The organism is Bacillus xiamenensis (assembly GCF_000300535.1).
GTDB lineage: Bacteria > Bacillota > Bacilli > Bacillales > Bacillaceae > Bacillus > Bacillus xiamenensis.
On record NZ_AMSH01000038.1, the window covers coordinates 1 to 19,608 of the forward strand.

Genomic DNA, 19,608 nt, shown 5'->3' on the forward strand with positions numbered 1-19,608 from the left:
CATGTAAAACTTAAAATAAAACAAATTTCTAAAATAAAGATCACTTTATCGCTTTATCAACAATCTGAGCAGCTCATAATTGAGCTGCTTTTATCGTTTAGGAGCTGACTTGCTTTGATTCAGATTCCGTTAAGGTGACTTGTTTTGTTTCTTCTTTACCGTTGCGAACGAGTGTGATTTTCACTGTGTCTCCTACTTTTGCATTCGTGTAAAGCTCGTGACGTAATTCACTGCCTGTGGTTACTTTTTCGCCGTTGATGGCGGTAATAACATCCTCTGCTTTCAATCCAGCTTTTGCAGCAGGTGAGCCAGATGCGACTTCTTTTACGTACACACCTTTATCCAGCTGACTACTTGTGAGTCCTAAGGTTTCCTTCTGATAAGCGTCTGGGACCTGTTCAAGATCCAGCATGCTGATCCCAATATAAGGACGCTCAATTTTTCCTTTTGAGAGAAGCTGTTCTGCAATTGGTTTGACATCGTTGATTGGGAGCGCAAAGCCAATACCTTCAACGCCAGTTTCAGAAATTTTCATACTTGTGATTCCCACAACCTTTCCGTCTGTTGTGAGAAGTGGTCCGCCGCTGTTGCCTGGGTTAATCGCTGCATCTGTTTGAATGACATTCACACTGCTTTCGCCAGCTGATGTTTCCATAGAGACTGTTCGATCGACACCGCTGACAATTCCTTGTGTGACCGTTCTTGATAAATCTTCACCAAGCGGGTTTCCGATGGCGATCACAGTTTCTCCAGCTCGAAGCGATGAGGAGTCGCCAAGCTCAGCAACTTTTGTGACGTTGCTGCTGCTAATTTCTACAACAGCTAGATCAGTCAGTGAGTCAGAACCGACCAGTTTTCCTTCAACGGTCTTGCCATTGTGCAAGGAGACTGTTAGTTTAGTTGCTCCTTCAATGACATGGTTGTTTGTTAAGACATAGGCTTTACTGCCAGATTTTTTGAAAATCACGCCAGAGCCTGTACCGGTTTCTTCCTCTTGACTGCTATTGTTTTGATTTTGCTGTGATTCATCATAAGGTGTATTGGTATCGCCAAAGTCTGTCGTTGTTTGACTTTGCGTTTGATAGTTTGTAATGCCAACAATGGCTGGTGAGACATTTTCGACCATATTGGAAATGGTACTGGACGAATTCGATGTCTGTACCGCTGTGGTATTTGACGTATTGGTACTTGTATCATTTTGAGAGACAGCTTCTGTTTTCGTTGATGACGAATCATTTGCTGTACTGCTCTCTGAGTGATGAGCGTATGGGGTGAGAACGTATACACCTAACGCTAACGTACCGCCTGCAATACCGCTTACAAATGGTCTGAACCAGCCACCTGGCTTCTTCTTCTGTTTTTTCGGCTGTTCAATTGTTATTAATTCATAGGAAGTTTGTTTTTCATCATTGTGATTTGTCATCTTGATCACTCTCTTTCATTAATTTTTTCATGTATGTTTTCAGGATGTTTTACTTGTATGTGGTGGAAGCTGACTTTATCTTAAGAAAAAAGTGTGGGATAAAAATGAAAACATTGTGGGAAATTGTTAAAATAAGTAGTGAATCTAAGCAAAACAGAGGAGATTAAACTGTGGAGACAATTGGAATTATTGGATATGGAAGCATGGCTGATATGATGGTACAAAAATGGCTGGAAAGAGGAGTGCTGCATGCCCGTCAGTTGATGATTCATACAAGAAGTGACACAGAGCGGCTGCATCAGCTCAAAGAGACGTACCAAGGTATAAACATCTGTTCATTAGACGACATTTCTGCGTCATGTGATGTCGTGTTTGTGTGTGTGCCGCCGCTTGCTGTACTTGACGTGTTGGATCAGCTGCGCCCGGCAAAGAAAGCTTTACATATTGTATCAGTGGCAGCGGCTGTCACGTTAGAAAAATTAATGCAGCATACGAATCAGCCGGTCTCCAGATACATCCCCACTTTGACCTCAGCCGTAGGTACTGGTGTATCTCTTGTTGCGCATGGTGAAACGGCCGAACAGGAGGCGCGAGAACATCTGCACCGTCTCCTTTCAGCTTTTAGTATCGTCCGGGAAGTGGAGGAAAACCGATTTGACGCGGCGAGTAATTTGACAAGCTCATCTCCGGGCTTTATTGCGGCGATATTTGAAGAAATGGCGAGAGCCGCTGTAAGAAATAGTGAGCTTTCCTTAGATGAAGCATATGAATGTTTAACTTATGCGCTGTTAGGAACAGGCAAGTTACTTGTGGAACGCGGTCTAACATTCGCTGAAACGGTCGAAAGGGTGGCGACAAAAGGTGGAATTACCGGGGAAGGAGCCGCAGTCATTCAACAACAGGCACCCCAGATGTTTGATGATTTATTTACACAAACGATGAAGAAATATGATCAGCTGAAATCGCAGATCGACGAAGCAGACAAACACCACTAAAGACATCGTTAGTGGTGTTTTATTTGTTAAAAAAATCCTTTAATGATTATTCCTTTGACCCGTAGTATCTGAGTCTAATTTCCTTATTTTCAGACATTGTATTGAAAAATCAATCAAGTTCTCATATAATTTTTTAGAAAATTTAGAAAAATATACACAAATTTTAAGTTTAATTAAAGGGGGATGGGGATGAAGCTCTATGTATCAGTCGATATGGAGGGAATTACTGGTCTAGCTGATCATACATTTGTTGATAGCCGCCAGCACAATTATGAGCGCGGGAGAAAAATCATGACAGGTGAAGTGAACGCCTGTGTAGAAGCTCTTCTTGGTCATGGGGCGACCGATATTTTGGTCAATGACAGTCATTCTAAAATGAATAATCTTTTGATCGAAGAATTGCATGAGGAGGCATCACTCATATCAGGTGATGTGAAACCTTATTCAATGGTACAAGGATTAGATCAAACGTATGATGCGGCTGTTTTTTTAGGCTATCATGCGAGGGCATCGATGAAAGGTGTGATGTCCCACAGTATGATTTTTGGTGTTAGACATTTTTACATAAATGATCATCCAATTGGTGAAATGGGCTTTAATGCGTATGTCGCAGGCTATTATGGTGTTCCGGTGATTCTTGTATGCGGAGATGATCAAGCCGCCCTTGAAGCAGAAGAGCTGATGCCCGGCGTGAAAACAGTTGCAGTGAAAGAAACCATTTCAAGATCTGCTGTGAAATGTTTAACACCAGCCAAAGTAAACAGGCAAATCACTCAGCAAGTGGAAGCTGCAATGAAACAGATTCATCAAATCAAGCCGCTGACGCCTCCTGAACAGCCGCTGCTCAAGATCGAGTTTGCCAACTATGGACAAGCTGAATGGGCGAATTTAATGCCGGGTACTGCCATCGAAGAAGGGACAACGACGGTGACGTATCAAGCAGACAATATATTAGAAGCCTACCAAGCGATGCTTGTCATGACAGAGCTTGCCACACGTACAACATTTTGTTAAGCAAGGGGGAGACAGCAGATGGCCAGCTTTTTGCTCAAGCGTTTTATTGCGATGATTGCCACGATTTTAACCATTACCACTTTAACGTTTATTTTGATGAAGGTCATCCCGGGATCGCCCTTCAATGAAGAACGGAATACAAATGAAACCGTTCAGCGAAACCTCGAAAGCTACTATCACTTAGACGAACCACTTTATGTTCAATATGTCATTTATTTAAAATCCATCGTTACTTTTGATTTTGGTCCTTCCATTAAAAAGCCTTCTGAAAGTGTCAATGATTTATTGGCGAGAGGTTTTCCAGTCTCTTTAGAGCTTGGTCTGATCTCAATTTTGATTGCTGTTATCTCCGGCATCCTGCTAGGGGTTATGGCTGCCCTCCGGCATAATGGCTTGATTGATTATATCGCCATGACCATTGCTGTTTTCGGTATATCCATACCAAACTTTATCTTTGCTACCTTATTAATTCAGCAGCTTGCTGTGAATGTAAAGCTCTTTCCTACAGCGATGTGGACAAGCCCAATGCACATGGTCCTTCCGACAATCGCACTGGCTGTAGGGCCAATGGCCATTATTGCCAGGTTAACAAGATCGAGCATGATTGAAGTGCTGACGCAGGATTACATTCGCACCGCAAAAGCGAAAGGACTTTCTCCTTTTAAAATTGTGTTTAAACATGCCCTTCGAAATGCACTTTTACCCGTTGTCACAATCCTTGGGACACTTGTTGCAAGTATTTTAACAGGAAGTTTTGTTATTGAGAAAATATTTGCGATCCCTGGAATGGGTAAATACTTTGTCGAGAGTATTAACAACCGTGATTATCCTGTGATTATGGGAACCACTGTCTTTTACAGCATCATCTTAATTACACTTCTTTTCATTGTAGATGTGACGTATCGTCTGCTTGATCCAAGAATTCAGCTGCATCAGAAAGGAGGAAAGGCATGAGCATACACCTTCAGCATGATCAAACGAATCAAGCACATGAAGTGCCGGATGAGTGGTTTTCTCCGAGAGAACAGAGGAAGAACGAAGCCCATGCCATTAAAAGACCTTCATTGTCGTATTGGGCAGACGCATGGAGGCGTTTGAAGCAAAATAAGCTGGCCATGTTTAGTTTGTCGATGTTGATTTTTCTGTTTGTCATGGCGGTGTTAGGTCCACTGCTTGCACCAAATAGTGTGACAGAACAGCGCCTTTCCATGCAAAACATGCCGCCGTCGGCTGCTCACTGGTTTGGAACAGATGAGCTTGGACGGGATGTGTTTACGCGTACATGGTACGGGGCCCGCATTTCGTTATTTGTAGGCGTAATGGCAGCTCTCATTGATTTTGCGATCGGTGTCATTTATGGCGGTATTGCTGGCTATAAGGGCGGGAGATATGACCATGTCATGATGCGAATCGTCGAGGTGCTCTACGGTCTGCCCTATTTACTCGTTGTGATTTTATTGATGGTGCTTATGGGTCCAGGGCTCGTCACCATTATTGTAGCGCTCACCGTCACAGGCTGGATTGGGATGGCGAGAATTGTGAGAGGTCAGGTGCTCCAGCTGAAAAGCCAAGAATATGTCCTTGCCTCGAAAACCTTTGGTGCAAAAAGCCTGCGCATCATCCGCAAGAACTTACTGCCAAATACGATGGGGCCGATTATTGTCCAGATGACTTTGACTGTGCCGACAGCCATCTTTGCAGAAGCTTTCTTAAGTTTTCTCGGTTTAGGCATTCAAGCGCCATTTGCAAGCTGGGGTGTGATGGCCAATGACGCCTTGCCGACAGTGCTGTCGGATAATGGTCACTGGTGGCGTTTATTCTTTCCAGCATTTTTTATTTCACTGACGATGTTTTGTTTTAACAATTTAGGTGATGGCTTGCAAGATGCACTTGATCCAAAGATGAAGAGGTGATGGCGCTTTGAAAAAGATTCTTCAGATTATCGATCTGCATGTCAGCTTTCGGACATATGGCGGTTCGGTTCAAGCGGTACGCGGAGTAAATGTGGATGTGTATGAAAAAGAAACGCTCGCCATTGTCGGAGAATCGGGCTGCGGGAAAAGTGTGACATCACAAAGTATCATGCGGCTTTTACCTGCATACAGCGCTCAAGTCGATCAGGGGGAAATTTGGTTTCGTGACCGAAACTTGCTGTCATTATCTGAAAAAGACATGCGCGCCATCCGTGGTGTCGATATCTCCATGATTTTTCAAGACCCAATGACGGCACTTAACCCGACGCTGACAATTGGAGATCAGCTGATGGAGGCCGCGAAAGTGCATCAGAAGCTGACAAAAAAAGAAGTGAAAGAAGCGGCTCTTCGTATGCTTGATTTGGTTGGTATTCCGCAGCCGAAAGAAAGGCTGAAGCAATATCCGCATCAGTTCAGCGGAGGAATGAGACAGCGGCTCATGATTGCAATGGCCCTCATTTGCGAGCCAAAGGTGCTGATCGCAGATGAACCGACAACTGCTCTAGATGTCACCATACAGGCACAGATTTTAGAATTATTTAAAGAGATTCAGAGAAAAACAGGTGTCACGATTATTTTAATCACACACGACTTAGGCGTCGTCGCGCAAGTCGCAGATCGAGTGGCGGTGATGTACGGAGGGAAAATAGTGGAGACCGGGACAAGACGAGAGATCTTTTACAGTCCGCAGCATCCTTACACAAAGGGTCTGTTGCAATCCGTTCCAAGGCTGGATATGAAAGACGAACTCATTCCTATTGAAGGAAGCCCGCCTGATTTATTTGCCCCGCCGAAAGGCTGTCCGTACACAGATCGCTGCCCATCAGCCATGAAAGTATGTGATCATATCATGCCACACGAAACGAAGCGTTCACCTACACATACAGTGCATTGCTGGCTTCAGGATGAACGAGCGAAGCAAGCCATTTTATCTTCAACACAAAGGGGGAGTTTTTTATGAGAAAAACAGGTTGGATCGTCAGTGTATGCCTGCTCGCGATCATGCTGCTCGCAGGGTGTACAGCCAATGAGCAAGCAGGCAAAGGATCGTCAAGCAATAAGGGTGAAGAGAAAGTGTTAACATTAAATAACGAAAACGAACCGACATCATTTGATCCGCCAATTGGTTTTAATAACGTATCGTGGCAAGGATTGAACAACTTAATGGAAGGGTTAACAAGACTGAATGAAAAGCACGAACCGTCTCCTGCAATGGCGGAAAAATGGGAGATTTCAGAGGATGGAAAAACGTACACGTTCCATTTAAGGGACGGAATTAAGTGGTCGAATGGTGACCCAGTCAAAGCGAGTGACTTTGAATATGCATGGAAGCGGCTGTTAGATCCGAAAACAGGATCTTCTGCGTCATTCTTAGCTTATATGATTGAAGGAGGTGAGGCATTTAACAGCGGAAAAGGGAAGAAAGAAGACGTAAAAGTCAGTGCTGTAAATGACAAAACGCTAGAAGTCACACTAGCGTACCCGCAGAAATCCTTCTTACATTTGACGGCAAACCCTGCCTTTTTCCCGGTGAATGAGAAGGTAGTTGAAAAGGACCCAAACTGGGCAAAGGATGCCAAAACCTTTGTTGGTAATGGGCCGTTTAAGCTGACAGAGTGGAAGCATGACGAAAGCTTTACAATGGAAAAAAGTGACACGTATTGGGACAAACAAACGGTCAAGCTGGATCAAGTGAAGTGGCTCATGATCAGTGACCGAAACACAGATTATCAAATGTATCAATCAGGAGATTTAGACACTGCTTTTGTACCAGCAGAACAAAGTGAAGACCTTCTAAAAAGCAAAGAAGTACAAATTGAAGATCAGGCGGGACTGTTCTTTTATCGTCTGAATGTCAACATGGAGCCTTTTCAAAATAAGAACATTCGTAAAGCCTTTCAAATGGCTGTCAACCCGCAAGATATTGTGGATTATGTGACAAAAAACGAAGAGAAGCCAGCACGCGCTTTCGTTTCCCCGGGTATTTTAGATTCAAAGGGTGAAGATTTCAGAGAAGCTGGCGGCGATCTTGTCAAAAATGATCCGAGTGAAGCCGCAAAACTATTGCAAAAAGGCTTGAAAGAAGAGAACTATTCAAAGCTTCCGCCCGTCACATTAACCTATAGTACAAAGCCTGAAAACAAGAAAAAAGCAGAAGCCATTCAGCAGCAATTAAAAGAAGCACTCGGTGTCGATGTGAAGCTAGCGAACATGGAGGCGAATGTGTTTGCAGAGGATCAAAAGGCGCTTAAATTCCAATTCTCGCAAAGTTCGTTTCTAGCAGACTATGCAGATCCGATCAATTTCCTAGAGAGCTTCCAAACTGGGAATGCCATGAACCGGACAGGCTGGTCAAACGATACGTATGATCAACTAATGAAAAAAGCGGGCCAAGAAGCAGATGAACAAAAGAGAAATAGCATTTTGCATAAAGCAGAGGCACTTCTGATTGAAGAAGCACCGATCATTCCAATTCATTTTTATAACCAAGTCTATTTACAAAAAGAAGGCGTGAAGGGCATTGTCCGTCATCCTGTTGGTTATATTGACTTGAAATGGGCGCAAGTAGATGAATAAAATGAAATGCAGGGACGCTTTGAAAAAAGCGTCTGTTCCTTTATTCGTTCATGTTATGAAGAAGATACCCATAGATTGAAAGAAACAAAGAGAAAGAGGGGATTGGCATGAACCAGCTGCCAGTGGCACTTCAAACAGGGGATACGGTGGGAATTATTGCACCAGCAAGCCCGCCTGATGAGCGGAAATTAGCAAGAGGGATTTCCTTTTTAGAAAGCCTTGGGCTGAAGGTGAAGAAAGGGAAGTATATCGACTGCCGGTATGGTTATTTAGCAGGTCATGATCATGAACGAGTGGAAGATATTCATCACATGTTTCAAGATCCAGAAGTAAAGGCCATTATTTGTGCTTGCGGAGGATACGGGACTGGAAGAATTGCAGAAGCCATCGATTATGACTTGATTCGCCGGAACCCAAAAATCTTTTGGGGATATAGCGATATTACGTTTTTACATACAGCCATCCATCAGCAGACAGGGCTTGTGACCTTTCATGGTCCTATGCTCTCCTCTGATGTGGGGCTTGAGGAGGTTCATCCATATACGAAGGATACTTTTTTACAGCTATTCACACCAAAAACCTTTACGTATGCGAACCATCTATCACCTCTTCGGACCTTCTATCCCGGCACTGTTTCAGGCGAAATCACAGGAGGGAATCTTGCCCTGATCGTGACAACACTGGGTACACCCTTTGAGATCGATACGAAGGGGAAGCTTTTGCTCATTGAAGATATTGACGAAGAACCCTATAAAATTGATCGCATGATGCAGCACCTAGCATCTGCAGGAAAATTAGATGATGCAGCTGGATTCATCATTGGGGATTTTCATCAATGTGAGCCGAAAAAGAAAGAACAGTCCTTAACGCTCGAGCAGTTATGGGAGACGTACATTGTGCCGCAAAAGAAACCTGCACTTGGTGGCTTTCGGATTGGCCATTCATCTCCAAACCTCGCCATTCCAATCGGTGTGCGGGCATCATTAGATGCTACAGGAAAGAAACTGCATATTTCCCCGGGCGTTGCAGCGAAAGAGGCGATCAAATGAAAATCGTAGATGTTCGTACATGCAGAACGAGTGTACCGCTAAAGAAGCCTTTCAAAACCGCTTTAAGAACGGTGTATGACGCAGCATCTCTCATCGTGATCATTACCTATGATCAAGGTGACATCAGCTACGGTGAGGCAGTACCAACATCAGTGATTACAGGGGAAACGCTCGAAAGCATTGATTATGCGATCTGTGAAGTAATCAGGCCCATATTGCTCGGGGCTTCCTTGTCCCAATATGAACAGATTTTTTCAGCGATGAACCGCATGCTTGTAGGAAACACAAGTGCAAAGGCTGCCATTGATATGGCGATTTATGATGGCTTAGCAAAGCAGGCAGGGCTTCCGCTTTATCAATACCTTGGCGGTTACCGCAATCAGCTTGAAACGGATTATACGGTCAGTGTCAACCGGCCGCTAGAAATGGCAGAGGATGCGAAGCAGTACGTAGCGGAAGGCTTTCATACGTTAAAAATCAAAGTGGGGAAAGATGACATAGACACGGATATTCAGCGGATCAAGCGGATTCGAGAGAAAGTCGGGCCTGATATTCAAATCAGGCTTGATGCCAACCAAGGCTGGACGTGGAAGGAAGCAATTGTGGCCATTCGAAAAATGGAGGCGCTGAATATTGAACTAGTTGAGCAGCCAGTGCCAAAGGAAGACATCGAAGGCTTGCGGCGTGTGACGGAAGCAACAAATACGCTCATTATGGCAGATGAAAGCATTTTCGGTTTCCATGAGGCCATCAAGGTGTTAGAAACGAGAAGCTGTGATCTGATTAACCTAAAATTAATGAAATCAGGCGGAATAAAAGAAGCGCTGAAAATCAATAGTTTAGCAGAAGCGTACGGCGTAAAATGCATGGTTGGCAGTATGATAGAGTCAAAACTAGGGATTACCGCGGCGGCTCATCTTGCCGCAAGCCAGCCGAATGTGACACGCTACGATTTTGATGCGCCGCTTATGCTAAAAGAGGATTTCATCGACGGAGGAATCATATATCAAGGAAAGGATATGCTCTTTCCGCCGCATCATGGGTTAGGCATTCAAGGGGTGAAAGGAGTGTCGTGATGATATATGAATCAAAGGTGCCGGTTGCGAATGTATGGACAGCACCGCAGTCGCCAAGAGAAATGGATCAAAAGGTTCTTCAGAGTACCATCCAGATAAAAGAGTGGATTGACCAGCAAACGTATGAAGAGAAATTGGCTTTATGCGAAGAAAACCTCATTCAATCCCAAGTGCTGCTCGGCGAACGAGTCATTGGGCTTGAGGAGACAGATGGCTGGATGAAAGTCGTCATCCCGCAGCAGGCAAGCCGTAAACATCCGCAAGGTTACCCTGGTTATATTCCTGTAGAGCAATTAACGCAAGTAACTGACAGTGAACCACCTGACCGAACCTTAATTGTTTGTCAAAAAAAAGCGGTTTTATATCAAAAGGGGACACCCGATATGGAGGTTAGTTTTTTAACAGAACTAGCACCTGTTGAAGAAACGGACGATTATGTTCATGTCCTCACCCCATTAGGAAGACGAGAAATCAACAAAGAGGATGTGCGTTCGATTTCAGTCTCTTCCTTCATAACTGGCAAGGATGTCGTAGAAATAGGAAAGCAATTTATTGGACTTTCATATTTATGGGGCGGCATGAGCAGCTTTGGCTATGACTGTTCAGGCTTTGCTTACAGTATGTACAAAGCGTGTGGATATCTGCTACCAAGAGACGCAAGTGATCAAGCGGTGAGAGGAACCCCGGTCACAGCAGCCGATTTAGAACCAGGTGATCTCATATTTTTTGCTAATGACAATGGAAAGGGAGCAGTTCGTCATGTCGGAATATATGCTGGAGACGGCCTGATGCTCCACTCGCCTAAAACTGGCAGAGCCATTGAACTTCTTGCTTTATCTGGTTCTTCATATGAAAAGGAATGGGCAGGGGCAAGACGGTATTTGAACGCGGAGAGGGGGAGATGGGATGGGAAGTGAACCACTTTTGCAAGTCAACAACTTAAAAAAGCATTTTCATCTATCTAAAGGAAGAACGTTAAAAGCATTAGATGGTGTCACCTTTCAGCTGAAACAAGGCGAAACCTTTGGTCTTGTTGGCGAGTCTGGCTGCGGCAAATCCACGCTAGGGAAAGTGCTCATGCGGCTTTATGACCCGACAGAAGGTGAAGCCTTGTATGATGGGAAAAGTCTTCACCACTTGTCTAAAAGAGAATCATTTGAATTCAATAGACAAATTCAAATGGTGTTTCAAGATCCGTATTCTTCCTTAAACCCAAGGCTCTCTGTAAAAGATATTATGCTGGAGCCGATGGAGATCCATGACCTTTATGGCAGTCAAAAGAAAAGAATGGCCCGCGTAAAAGAGCTGCTGGAAGCGGTGGGGCTAAGCTACGACTTCGCCACCCGCTATCCCCATGAATTTAGCGGAGGACAGAGGCAGAGAATAGGGATTGCAAGAGCACTTGCCTTAGCGCCAAAGTTTATTGTAGCGGACGAGCCGATTTCTGCACTTGATGTATCCGTTCAAGCACAGGTCGTGAATTTGCTGAAAAAGCTGCAAAAAGAAGAAGGATTGACGTTTTTATTCATTGCGCATGATTTGTCGATGGTTAAATATATCAGCGATCGAATTGGTGTGATGTATTTAGGACATCTCGTGGAAATGACCAGCAGTGATGCTTTATATCAAACGCCGCTTCATCCATATACACAAGCCCTGCTGTCGGCTATCCCGATTCCAGATCCTGATGTGGAAGACAAGCGCAAAAGATTTATTTTAAAAGGAGAAATTCCAAGTCCAGTGAATCCGCCAAGCGGTTGCGTGTTTCGGACAAGATGTCCTGCTGCGATGGATGTGTGTGCAGAAAAAAAACCAACATTACAAGCAGCGGAAGAAGGGCATGAAGTCGCCTGTCATCTATATACAAGGTGAAATAGGAAAAAAGCCAGCAAGTAGACAAGCTGTTCTACAAGCTGGCTTCATTATATTTATGAACGCCGAATCGGCAGTGTGCAGCATCTAAAGGAGCCGCCAGATTTAATGATTTCTGAAAAATCCACTTCAATGACAGTGTACCCGTGAGCGGTCAATGCAGCATTGGTTTCTTGATTGATGGGTAAGCTGATCACTTTTTTCTGCCCAATGGATAAAACATTTGGTCCAAGTGTGAACTGCTCTTGTTCAATGATTTCAATCAGATCATATTGGGTTTTGAGCATGTGAAGATCCTTTTCCGTAAAGGCTTCAGGACAGATCACTATCTCATGAGGAGAAAGAATGTTCATCACACAATCGAGATGCAAAATATGAGGAGGAAGATGAATAGGTATGATATCGTGTTCAGGTAATTCCTTTTTTAGCTGCTGGATGGCGGCTGGATTTGTTCTTTTGCTAATTCCAACAAATACGCGTGTTTGGTCTACAAGCACATCGCCGCCTTCAATGGTTCCATCTGTCAGGGTGACGGTTGTCCAACCTTTTGCCTGAGCCCATTCTTTTAACGATTGTTCCTCCCCTTGTCGAACCTGAGCTGCCATCTTTGAAACAAATAACGTCTGTCCAATCGTAAACCCAATATCCCGAGTGAAGACTTGCTCAGGGAAGCGGTCATTTGCAGGGAGCAGGATAGGCCGTACATGATGGTCTTTTAGCGTTTGAATCAATTGTTTATGCTGCGCGATGGCTTTGATTTGAGAAATATTTTCTCTCGCAAAATGCTTTTGGGTTTCATTGATGATTTGTTTGATTTCCATATAAATAGGACTGCACAAGAGGACTTCTTGTAAATCATCGTATTCACTCATACATTGCGGCGTTTTGTACACTTTCTCTGATTTCATAGAATCCATCAAAGGGCCTCCTTGTTTATCGATAGTTATATTATTCCTCCTTCTAGTAAATGTTGAAACATTTCCGAAAGAAAATCTCTCAAATGAGACTAAAGCAAAAAGTTTAGACAAACCTAATAGAATAGTGTTTAATAAAAGTCGTTCCGCATCACCGAAAACAGCAAGAAGGAGCTATGACGATGAGAGAAGAAAATTTCAAATACTGCAAGGAATCGAAAGTTGTGAAAACCAGCAGGGTATTCCCTCTCGATACGAATAACCACCAAACCTTATTTGGCGGGAAATTAATGAGTTATATAGATGACATTGCCTCCATCTCGGCAGCAAGACACAGCCGCAGTGAAACAGTCACAGCCTCGATGGATTCGGTTGATTTTTTAGAGCCGATTGGACAAAAAGAGTCAGTATGCTTAGAATCCTATGTCACATGGGTCGGTACATCTTCTATGGAAGTATTCGTCAAAGTGATCAAAGAAAACTTGATGTCCGGAGAGCGCAGACTTGCAGCGACTTCATTTCTTACATTTGTCTCATTAGATGAAAACGGGAAACCAAAACGAGTTCCGCAGGTCATGCCGGAAACAGAGGAAGAAATCATGCTGCATCAAACAGCGAAGCAGCGGGCAGAGGAAAGAAAAAGCCGCAGAAAGCATAGTAAAGCTTTGGCTGACGCACTTGGGACAGATAAACCTTGGGCGTAAAAATCACCCTTTCAGTGGTGATTTTTTTCTATAACAGTATCTTGCATGGCAAGTTAGTGTATGGTAGGATGAGACTATCTTGCATAGCAAGGTACTGAAATCGGAGGAACGCTGATGACACAATCAACGCAAATGTTAAAAGGCATTTTAGAAGGCTGCTTGCTGTCGATTATTTCTGAAGGTGACATTTATGGGTATGAAATGACGAAGAAGCTCGCGCATTATGGGTTTGATCAAATTAGTGAAGGAAGTATTTATCCTATTCTTTTGCGTATGCAAAAAGAACAGCTGGTAAGCACTGTCACAAAAGCATCAACAAGCGGACCGAAAAGAAAATACTATATGCTCACTCAAGCGGGAGAACAAGCGCTGACCGATTTTATCGCACGCTGGGATGAGCTGTCAGAAAGTGTAGAGCGCTTATTACATAAAGGGAAGTGAGAAGATGGTAACAAAAGAAACAAGACACATATTATTAGAGCTGAAACTCTATCTGATATCAAAGGGGAAAAATCAGGACGAAATTGACGAGGTGATGGATGAACTAACGGCACACGCTGTTGATGCAGAGAAAGATGGGAAAACAGGTGAGGAGGTGTTTGGCAAAGATCCGCGGGGCTTTGCTGATGAACTGGCAAAAGAGCTGACTGGGCATCATAAAGACTGGGTTCCATTTGTGAGTGCCTTTTTGATTGGATCGCTCTTTTACATGATCTTATCAGACGCAATCAGTCAAAGCTTATCGTATTCTTGGTATGCACTGATTGGTTATCTGCTCATTTTAGTGGCCAATCTCATCATGACGATTGTGATGTTTAGAGCATCTGCATTTCAAACAAGCCGCCGGGCATTTTTCTATTTTTGGATTTTAGGAATCTGTCAGCTGACGGCCATGATCACAGTGAAATTATTGGACCAAAAGCTCGGTACGCCATTACTTGTGCTTACCTCAAGTCAAAGATGGGGCATCATCCTTCTGTTGTTGCTTTGTATCGTCGTATTTAATGCCATCTTAAAGGCACATGTTGTTTCGCTGATTCCGGTTATTTTCTTCGGACCGCAGCTTATATTCGAATGGATTGGGTGGACGTCGCCTATGATGCTTCTTTTCACAAGTCTGCTATCCATTGTGTTGATAGTTTTGCTTACAATCGCTGCTTTACGAAAAACAAACAAAAAACAGGAGAATACGTTGTAAACAGAGTACATCTCATGAGGTGTGCTCTTCTTTTTTCTAAAAAAATGTAGTAATGGAAACATGATTTTCATTACAATGAGAAGAGGACAAAAATGAAAAGGGGTTCTGTTTTTGGATATGGTATGGGGGTATGTACTCGTTTTTGTATTGGCTGCTTTGCCTTTTTTTGAAGTGGTTGGTGTCGTTCCACTGGCGATTTTAAGTGGACTGCATCCTGTGACATCAGCGGTGATTGGATTCATCGGCAACTTTCTAACTGTTTTGCTTCTCATTGTCTTCGTGGACCGGATTAAAGCATGGCGCTTGAAGAAAAAAGAGGAAAAGCATGATGAAAAAGGGGAGAAAAAGCAAGAAAGGGCCAGAAAAATTTGGGAACGATATGGCCTTCCTGGATTAGCACTTGTCGGTCCTTTTATCATCGGCAGTCATTTAGCCGCCTTTATGTGTATGAGCTTTGGTACGAAAAGAAAACAAGTGGCCGTATGGATGACGGTCAGTTTAATGATGTGGACAGCATTAGCAGCTAGTTTAACGGGTGCGGGCTTCCATTACTTTGCTCCAGATTCAAATGGATTGTTCGGAGATCTTTTTAGAAGTAAGTAAGGGGGAGGAGAATAAATGAAAGATCAAACGCGGATCGTGTTCGAAACAGAGCGCCTTATACTTAGAACGATGGATGAACACGATGCGCCATTTTTATATGACATGCTGTTTCAAGATGAAGAAGTCATGAAGTATTACCCTTCTTTAAAGGATGGAAAGCAGACGAAAGAGTGGATTGCCTGGAATCAAAGGAATGACCGCACGTATCATACCTCGCTGTGGATCATTGAAGAGAAAGAAACGAAGGAACCACTCGGACAAAGCGGAATTGTTCTGCAAAACATCGAAGGACAAACCGAACTTGAAATTGGCTATATGCTAAAGAGAGCGGCGTGGGGAAAAGGATATGCAGCTGAGGCTGCTAAAGGCTGTCTGACATATGGTTTTGAAGACATGAAGGTGAGACGAATGGTCAGCTTGATACGTCCTGAAAATGAAGCGTCAGTGAAGGTCGCTTTAAAAATGGGGATGAAAAAAGAAAAAACCATTTTAAAATGGGATCAAATGATGGATGTATATAGCATCAACCGTAACGGAGAAAACGGCTCGCATGAACAATAAGGAGAGCCGTTTTTTCTTTTATACACGCTGTTCTAGCTGGAGTAAATATTTCTTTCGTTCGACGCCCCCGCCGTATCCGCCAAGCTCGCCACTTGTTTGAATCACACGGTGGCATGGAACGATGATCGCCAGTTGATTGGCTCCATTTGCATTGCCAACCGCCCGAACCAAATACGGGTCGCCAAGCATCGTGGCAAGCTCCTTATACGATCTCGTTTCGCCTGCTGGAATGCGTGAGAGCAGGTCCCACACCTTCATTTGAAAAGGGGTGCCATGTAAGGAAAGTGGCACAGTAAATTGCGTCAGTTTCTTTTCAAAATATAAATCCAATTCTTGAGCTAATTGCTGATGAACGTTTGTTTCTCCAACTAAAATGCGGGCATGATGTTTTTTTCTAATTGTTTCAATCTCTCTTTCTAATCCTCGCCTGTCCATAAATTCAAGTAAATATACATGCGCTGCATCTGTTATGCTGATCATTCGCCCAATCGGGGTGGAAATAAAATTAGCATGGAGAATGTTGACCTGCGCTTTTTTAGGTGGATTCCCCATAATTTTTGTAAAAGCATCATTGAAGGCACTGGAAGATTCATAGCCAAAAGAGACTTGCTGATCAATCACTTTTTTTCCGTTCAGAATTTCTTTAAAGGCTAGTCCCATACGTCGTGATCTAGCATATTGAACAAAGGTCATTCCATAGATTTCTTTAAATTTTCTTCGCGCTGTGGCAGAGTGAATCCCTAATTGGCGAAAATCTTCTTCTTTCCATCGTTTCTCAGGACTGCTTTCAACTGCTGACACGAGTGTTTTGACTTCTTCTGGAATGCTGTTAGGGTATGTTAAAGGCGTGCAGCGCTTGCAAGGCCGGTATCCTGCTAGTAGCGCCTCTTCTGCTGTTAAGAAAAACTCACAGTTTTCATATTTTGGTTTTCTGGCCGTGCATGTTGCGTGGCAGAAGATGCCGGTTGTTTTAATGCCAGCAAAAAATGTGCCATCATATTGCGGGTTCTTTTCAACAAGTGCTTGATAAAATTCATGTTTTTGTTCGTCTGTCATCATCATATGATCCACCTCTTGTTTTCCTATTTTTGCTGATACAGAACGGATCAGCTACTCGTTCGTAAAATGGACCTTGTTTCATTATATCAGCATATCAGCCATGTGCTAAAAGCAGTGTTTGAAATGAATGCGTCAGCTGATGATTTGAAGCTCGCTAGTCCGTTTCAACATTTCTCCTTCTATCATTTAGTATACTTTGGTTCAACACACTTTCTTTCGAAAAATGAACAAGTATATTTGAAAGGGGATGTAAACCGGTAGACCGGCATACCGGGGTGTGATACAATTTCCATACATACAGAATCTGCATGACGGCAGGTCTGTTTCATAATGAATTGGTTTTCTAGGGTTCCGTGCGGCATCGCAGTCTGGACCGAGAGAAAACACATAGGGTCTTTACAATAGATCATATGGACACGGAGGGATAAAAGCCCGGGAGATTTGATCAAATGATCGATTTCCGGGCTTTTTTTATTGTTTGGAATCGGTTAGAAAGGAAGAGATCGGATGAAATGGGGAAATGTATTCATTGCGGCTATATTTGAAGTCGGCTGGGTGATGGGGCTGAAATATGCGGACTCCGTACTGGAATGGATCGCAACCATCGTTTGTATTATTGTGAGCTTTTATTTACTCATGAAAGCCACGAATGTACTGCCAGTTGGCACACTTTATGCCGTTTTCACCGGACTTGGGACAGCAGGTACCGTCATCTTAGGCATGGTACTTGGTGAGCCGGTGCAGCTTGTCAAATTGCTGCTTATCATGGTGCTTTTGTGCGGTGTATTAGGATTAAAGCTGACAACTGGTGAACAGAAAGGAGAGGGTGAATCGTGAGCTGGCTTTTACTCATTGGGGCAGGTATTTTAGAAATGCTTTGTGTCACCATGATGAATCAATTCCAGAAAGACCGGCATCTAAAGTGGATTTTATTCATTGCAGCTGGCTTTTCGCTATCCTTTCTGATGCTGTCACTTGCAATGAACACAATTCCGATGGGAACGGCGTATGCCGTTTGGACAGGAATTGGAGCAGCTGGAGGGGCCATTGTTGGCATGCTGTTTTATGGAGAGTCAAAAGAGGCGAAACGTATTTTCTTTATTGCGCTGATTCTATCTGCGGCAGTCGGGTTAAAAATCATTGAATAAAACAAGGCTGGCACGTGTTTGCCAGCCTTGTTGTTACATCGAATGATGGTTGGAATCGTTTTCATTTTTTCGGTAAAGCTGACTCACAAGCAGAAAACATACACCAAATGTGAGCAAAGGAATAAGTCTTTCACCGGCTATAAAAAGATAAATACCCAAGATCAGGAATACGATGCCGAGCCAAAAGCTCACTTTACCAAACAAAGTCATGCTTTTCATCTTCATCACTCCTTTTGTGATAAAAGGTCTACTCACATTATATCACGCCTGATGCAGAATTGAATGAATATTCAATGAAAAATACGACTCTCAATTGCTTTTTCACTTTCCAGTCCAGTATAATATTTCATTAGAATGAAAACGTAAAAGAGGTCATGAGACATGAGAACATTGATTACAGAGAAACTTGAATTACACAGACAAAAGCATGAGCAAAAAGGAAGATTGCTTGTCAGCTGCCCGGATCAGCCTGGTATTGTGTCAGCTGTTTCATCCTTTTTATTTGAACACGGAGCAAACATCATTGAATCCAGTCAATACACAACAAATCATGAAAGCGGCCGGTTCTTTTTAAGAATAGAATTTGATTGGAAAGACATCTCGGCTAACATGAATCAGCTGAAAAGCAGTTTTGAGCCAATTGCTGAATCATTCCAAATGACGTGGAGCATGTCACGAGCGAGTGAGCTGAAAAAGCTGGCGATCTTTGTATCAAAGGAGCTTCACTGTTTACATGAGCTTTTGTGGGAATGGCAGAGCGGAAATTTAATGGCTGAAATAGCGGTTGTCATCAGTAATCATGAAACGGCAAAAGATACAGTAGAGGCACTAGGGATTCCATTCCATTTTGTGAAGGCGAATAAAGACATTCGCCAAGATGCAGAAAAGCAACAGCTCGCATTATTAGAAAAGTACGACATTGATGCGGTTGTGCTTGCTAGATACATGCAAATTTTAACGCCTGCATTTATTGAAAAGCATCCGAATAAAATTATTAATATCCATCATTCCTTCCTCCCGGCATTTATCGGTGCAAACCCATACAAACGGGCGTATGAGCGTGGTGTTAAACTAATCGGTGCTACCTCTCACTATGTCACAAATGATTTAGACGAAGGGCCGATCATTGAACAGGATATTGAGCGGGTTGATCATAGAGATGATGCAGAGGCATTAAAGAATATTGGCCGCACAATTGAACGCAGTGTGCTGGCACGTGCCGTCAAATGGCATCTAGAAGATCGAATCATTGTGCATGAGAATAAAACGATTGTGTTTAATTGACCGCTTGACTTTTCTGAAGCAATTGGTGATAATATAAAAAAATTAACGAGCGTTGAGAAGGAATAGTAAGCAGGAACTGCTGTGTAAAGAGAGCAAATGACATGCTGAAACATTTGCCGCAGACAGCTGCTGAACCTACCCTTTGAGCCTTAGAGGAA

Annotated in this window: 22 protein-coding genes, 1 riboswitch and 1 other annotated feature (1 of these 24 only partly in view); of the genes, 18 read left to right on the forward strand and 4 right to left on the reverse strand. The window is 43.3% G+C overall.

The features are described from left to right. Positions 1-97: 97 nt before the first annotated feature. Positions 98-1,423, reverse strand: coding sequence for a S1C family serine protease (locus tag BA1_RS12240; RefSeq protein WP_008359374.1), 1,326 nt, complete (start codon positions 1,421-1,423; stop codon positions 98-100). Positions 1,424-1,593: 170 nt separating this feature from the next. On the opposite strand from BA1_RS12240, the gene proG reads away from it, so the two are divergent. The 10 genes from proG (at position 1,594) to BA1_RS12290 (ending at position 11,979) form a co-directional block, all read left to right on the forward strand. Then, positions 1,594-2,418, forward strand: coding sequence for a pyrroline-5-carboxylate reductase ProG (gene proG, locus BA1_RS12245; protein WP_008359376.1), 825 nt, complete (start codon positions 1,594-1,596; stop codon positions 2,416-2,418). Between the two features lie 189 nt (positions 2,419-2,607). Further along, positions 2,608-3,432 carry a M55 family metallopeptidase gene (locus BA1_RS12250; protein ID WP_008359380.1) on the forward strand — a complete coding sequence of 275 codons (825 nt, stop codon included), beginning with the start codon at positions 2,608-2,610 and terminating at the stop codon, positions 3,430-3,432. 18 nt (positions 3,433-3,450) lie between these two features. Beyond that, positions 3,451-4,386: an ABC transporter permease gene (locus BA1_RS12255; RefSeq protein WP_008359382.1), complete on the forward strand. Its 936-nt coding sequence runs from the start codon at positions 3,451-3,453 to the stop codon at positions 4,384-4,386. Beyond that, on the forward strand, positions 4,383-5,345 hold the full coding sequence (locus tag BA1_RS12260; RefSeq protein WP_008359385.1) for an ABC transporter permease: 963 nt from the start codon (positions 4,383-4,385) through the stop codon (positions 5,343-5,345). Before BA1_RS12255 ends, BA1_RS12260 begins: the two co-directional genes overlap by 4 nt. Positions 5,346-5,352: 7 nt before the next feature. Then, a complete protein-coding gene (locus tag BA1_RS12265) occupies positions 5,353-6,366 on the forward strand; it encodes an ABC transporter ATP-binding protein (RefSeq protein WP_008359387.1) in 1,014 nt (337 codons plus the stop codon). Then, positions 6,363-7,982 carry a peptide ABC transporter substrate-binding protein gene (locus BA1_RS12270; RefSeq protein WP_008359389.1) on the forward strand — a complete coding sequence of 540 codons (1,620 nt, stop codon included), beginning with the start codon at positions 6,363-6,365 and terminating at the stop codon, positions 7,980-7,982. The genes BA1_RS12265 and BA1_RS12270 overlap by 4 nt, the downstream gene beginning before the upstream one ends. 107 nt (positions 7,983-8,089) lie before the next feature. Continuing rightward, positions 8,090-9,031, forward strand: a complete 942-nt coding sequence (locus tag BA1_RS12275) for a S66 peptidase family protein (protein WP_008359391.1) — start codon at positions 8,090-8,092, stop codon at positions 9,029-9,031. Further along, on the forward strand, positions 9,028-10,107 hold the full coding sequence (locus tag BA1_RS12280) for a dipeptide epimerase (RefSeq protein WP_008359393.1): 1,080 nt from the start codon (positions 9,028-9,030) through the stop codon (positions 10,105-10,107). The genes BA1_RS12275 and BA1_RS12280 overlap by 4 nt, the downstream gene beginning before the upstream one ends. Further along, a complete protein-coding gene (locus BA1_RS12285) occupies positions 10,107-11,024 on the forward strand; it encodes a C40 family peptidase (protein WP_008359395.1) in 918 nt (305 codons plus the stop codon). The genes BA1_RS12280 and BA1_RS12285 overlap by 1 nt, the downstream gene beginning before the upstream one ends. Further along, on the forward strand, positions 11,014-11,979 hold the full coding sequence (locus BA1_RS12290; RefSeq protein WP_008359397.1) for an ABC transporter ATP-binding protein: 966 nt from the start codon (positions 11,014-11,016) through the stop codon (positions 11,977-11,979). Before BA1_RS12285 ends, BA1_RS12290 begins: the two co-directional genes overlap by 11 nt. A 56-nt stretch (positions 11,980-12,035) precedes the next feature. On the opposite strand, the gene BA1_RS12295 is transcribed toward BA1_RS12290, so the two are convergent. Beyond that, positions 12,036-12,896 carry a dimethylarginine dimethylaminohydrolase family protein gene (locus BA1_RS12295; RefSeq protein WP_008359399.1) on the reverse strand — a complete coding sequence of 287 codons (861 nt, stop codon included), beginning with the start codon at positions 12,894-12,896 and terminating at the stop codon, positions 12,036-12,038. Between the two features lie 179 nt (positions 12,897-13,075). Here BA1_RS12295 and BA1_RS12300 point away from each other — a divergent pair, with 179 nt between their 5' ends. From BA1_RS12300 to BA1_RS12320, 5 genes are all read left to right on the forward strand, one after another. Beyond that, positions 13,076-13,597: an acyl-CoA thioesterase gene (locus tag BA1_RS12300; RefSeq protein WP_008359401.1), complete on the forward strand. Its 522-nt coding sequence runs from the start codon at positions 13,076-13,078 to the stop codon at positions 13,595-13,597. A gap of 114 nt (positions 13,598-13,711) precedes the next feature. Beyond that, a complete protein-coding gene (locus tag BA1_RS12305; protein WP_008359403.1) occupies positions 13,712-14,038 on the forward strand; it encodes a PadR family transcriptional regulator in 327 nt (108 codons plus the stop codon). A 4-nt stretch (positions 14,039-14,042) separates the two neighbouring features. After that, positions 14,043-14,795: an HAAS domain-containing protein gene (locus BA1_RS12310; RefSeq protein WP_008359405.1), complete on the forward strand. Its 753-nt coding sequence runs from the start codon at positions 14,043-14,045 to the stop codon at positions 14,793-14,795. Between the two features lie 111 nt (positions 14,796-14,906). After that, positions 14,907-15,398: a small multi-drug export protein gene (locus BA1_RS12315; RefSeq protein WP_008359407.1), complete on the forward strand. Its 492-nt coding sequence runs from the start codon at positions 14,907-14,909 to the stop codon at positions 15,396-15,398. 15 nt (positions 15,399-15,413) lie between these two features. After that, the gene (locus BA1_RS12320) at positions 15,414-15,959 is read left to right on the forward strand and encodes a GNAT family N-acetyltransferase (protein WP_008359410.1); all 546 of its coding nucleotides are present in this window, start codon (positions 15,414-15,416) and stop codon (positions 15,957-15,959) included. Between the two features lie 18 nt (positions 15,960-15,977). Here the strand turns inward: BA1_RS12320 and BA1_RS12325 are convergent, their stop codons facing one another. Beyond that, positions 15,978-17,021: a bifunctional transcriptional activator/DNA repair enzyme AdaA gene (locus tag BA1_RS12325; RefSeq protein ID WP_008359412.1), complete on the reverse strand. Its 1,044-nt coding sequence runs from the start codon at positions 17,019-17,021 to the stop codon at positions 15,978-15,980. Between the two features lie 329 nt (positions 17,022-17,350). Further along, positions 17,351-17,459, forward strand: a riboswitch (guanidine-I (ykkC/yxkD leader). 66 nt (positions 17,460-17,525) lie between these two features. On the opposite strand from BA1_RS12325, the gene BA1_RS12330 reads away from it, so the two are divergent. Both BA1_RS12330 and BA1_RS12335 read left to right on the forward strand, forming a co-directional pair. Continuing rightward, the gene (locus BA1_RS12330; protein WP_008359416.1) at positions 17,526-17,855 is read left to right on the forward strand and encodes a DMT family transporter; all 330 of its coding nucleotides are present in this window, start codon (positions 17,526-17,528) and stop codon (positions 17,853-17,855) included. Further along, positions 17,852-18,166 (forward strand): DMT family transporter, encoded by a 315-nt coding sequence (locus BA1_RS12335; RefSeq protein WP_008359418.1) that lies wholly within the window; start codon positions 17,852-17,854, stop codon positions 18,164-18,166. Before BA1_RS12330 ends, BA1_RS12335 begins: the two co-directional genes overlap by 4 nt. 33 nt (positions 18,167-18,199) lie before the next feature. Here BA1_RS12335 and BA1_RS12340 read toward each other — a convergent pair whose 3' ends face one another. After that, positions 18,200-18,385 carry a hypothetical protein gene (locus tag BA1_RS12340; protein ID WP_008359421.1) on the reverse strand — a complete coding sequence of 62 codons (186 nt, stop codon included), beginning with the start codon at positions 18,383-18,385 and terminating at the stop codon, positions 18,200-18,202. 162 nt (positions 18,386-18,547) lie between these two features. Here BA1_RS12340 and purU point away from each other — a divergent pair, with 162 nt between their 5' ends. Further along, complete coding sequence (purU, locus tag BA1_RS12345; protein WP_008359423.1) at positions 18,548-19,450, forward strand: formyltetrahydrofolate deformylase; 903 nt, start codon at positions 18,548-18,550, stop codon at positions 19,448-19,450. A gap of 43 nt (positions 19,451-19,493) precedes the next feature. Beyond that, positions 19,494-19,608: a binding site (T-box leader), on the forward strand; it runs 104 nt beyond the window's last position.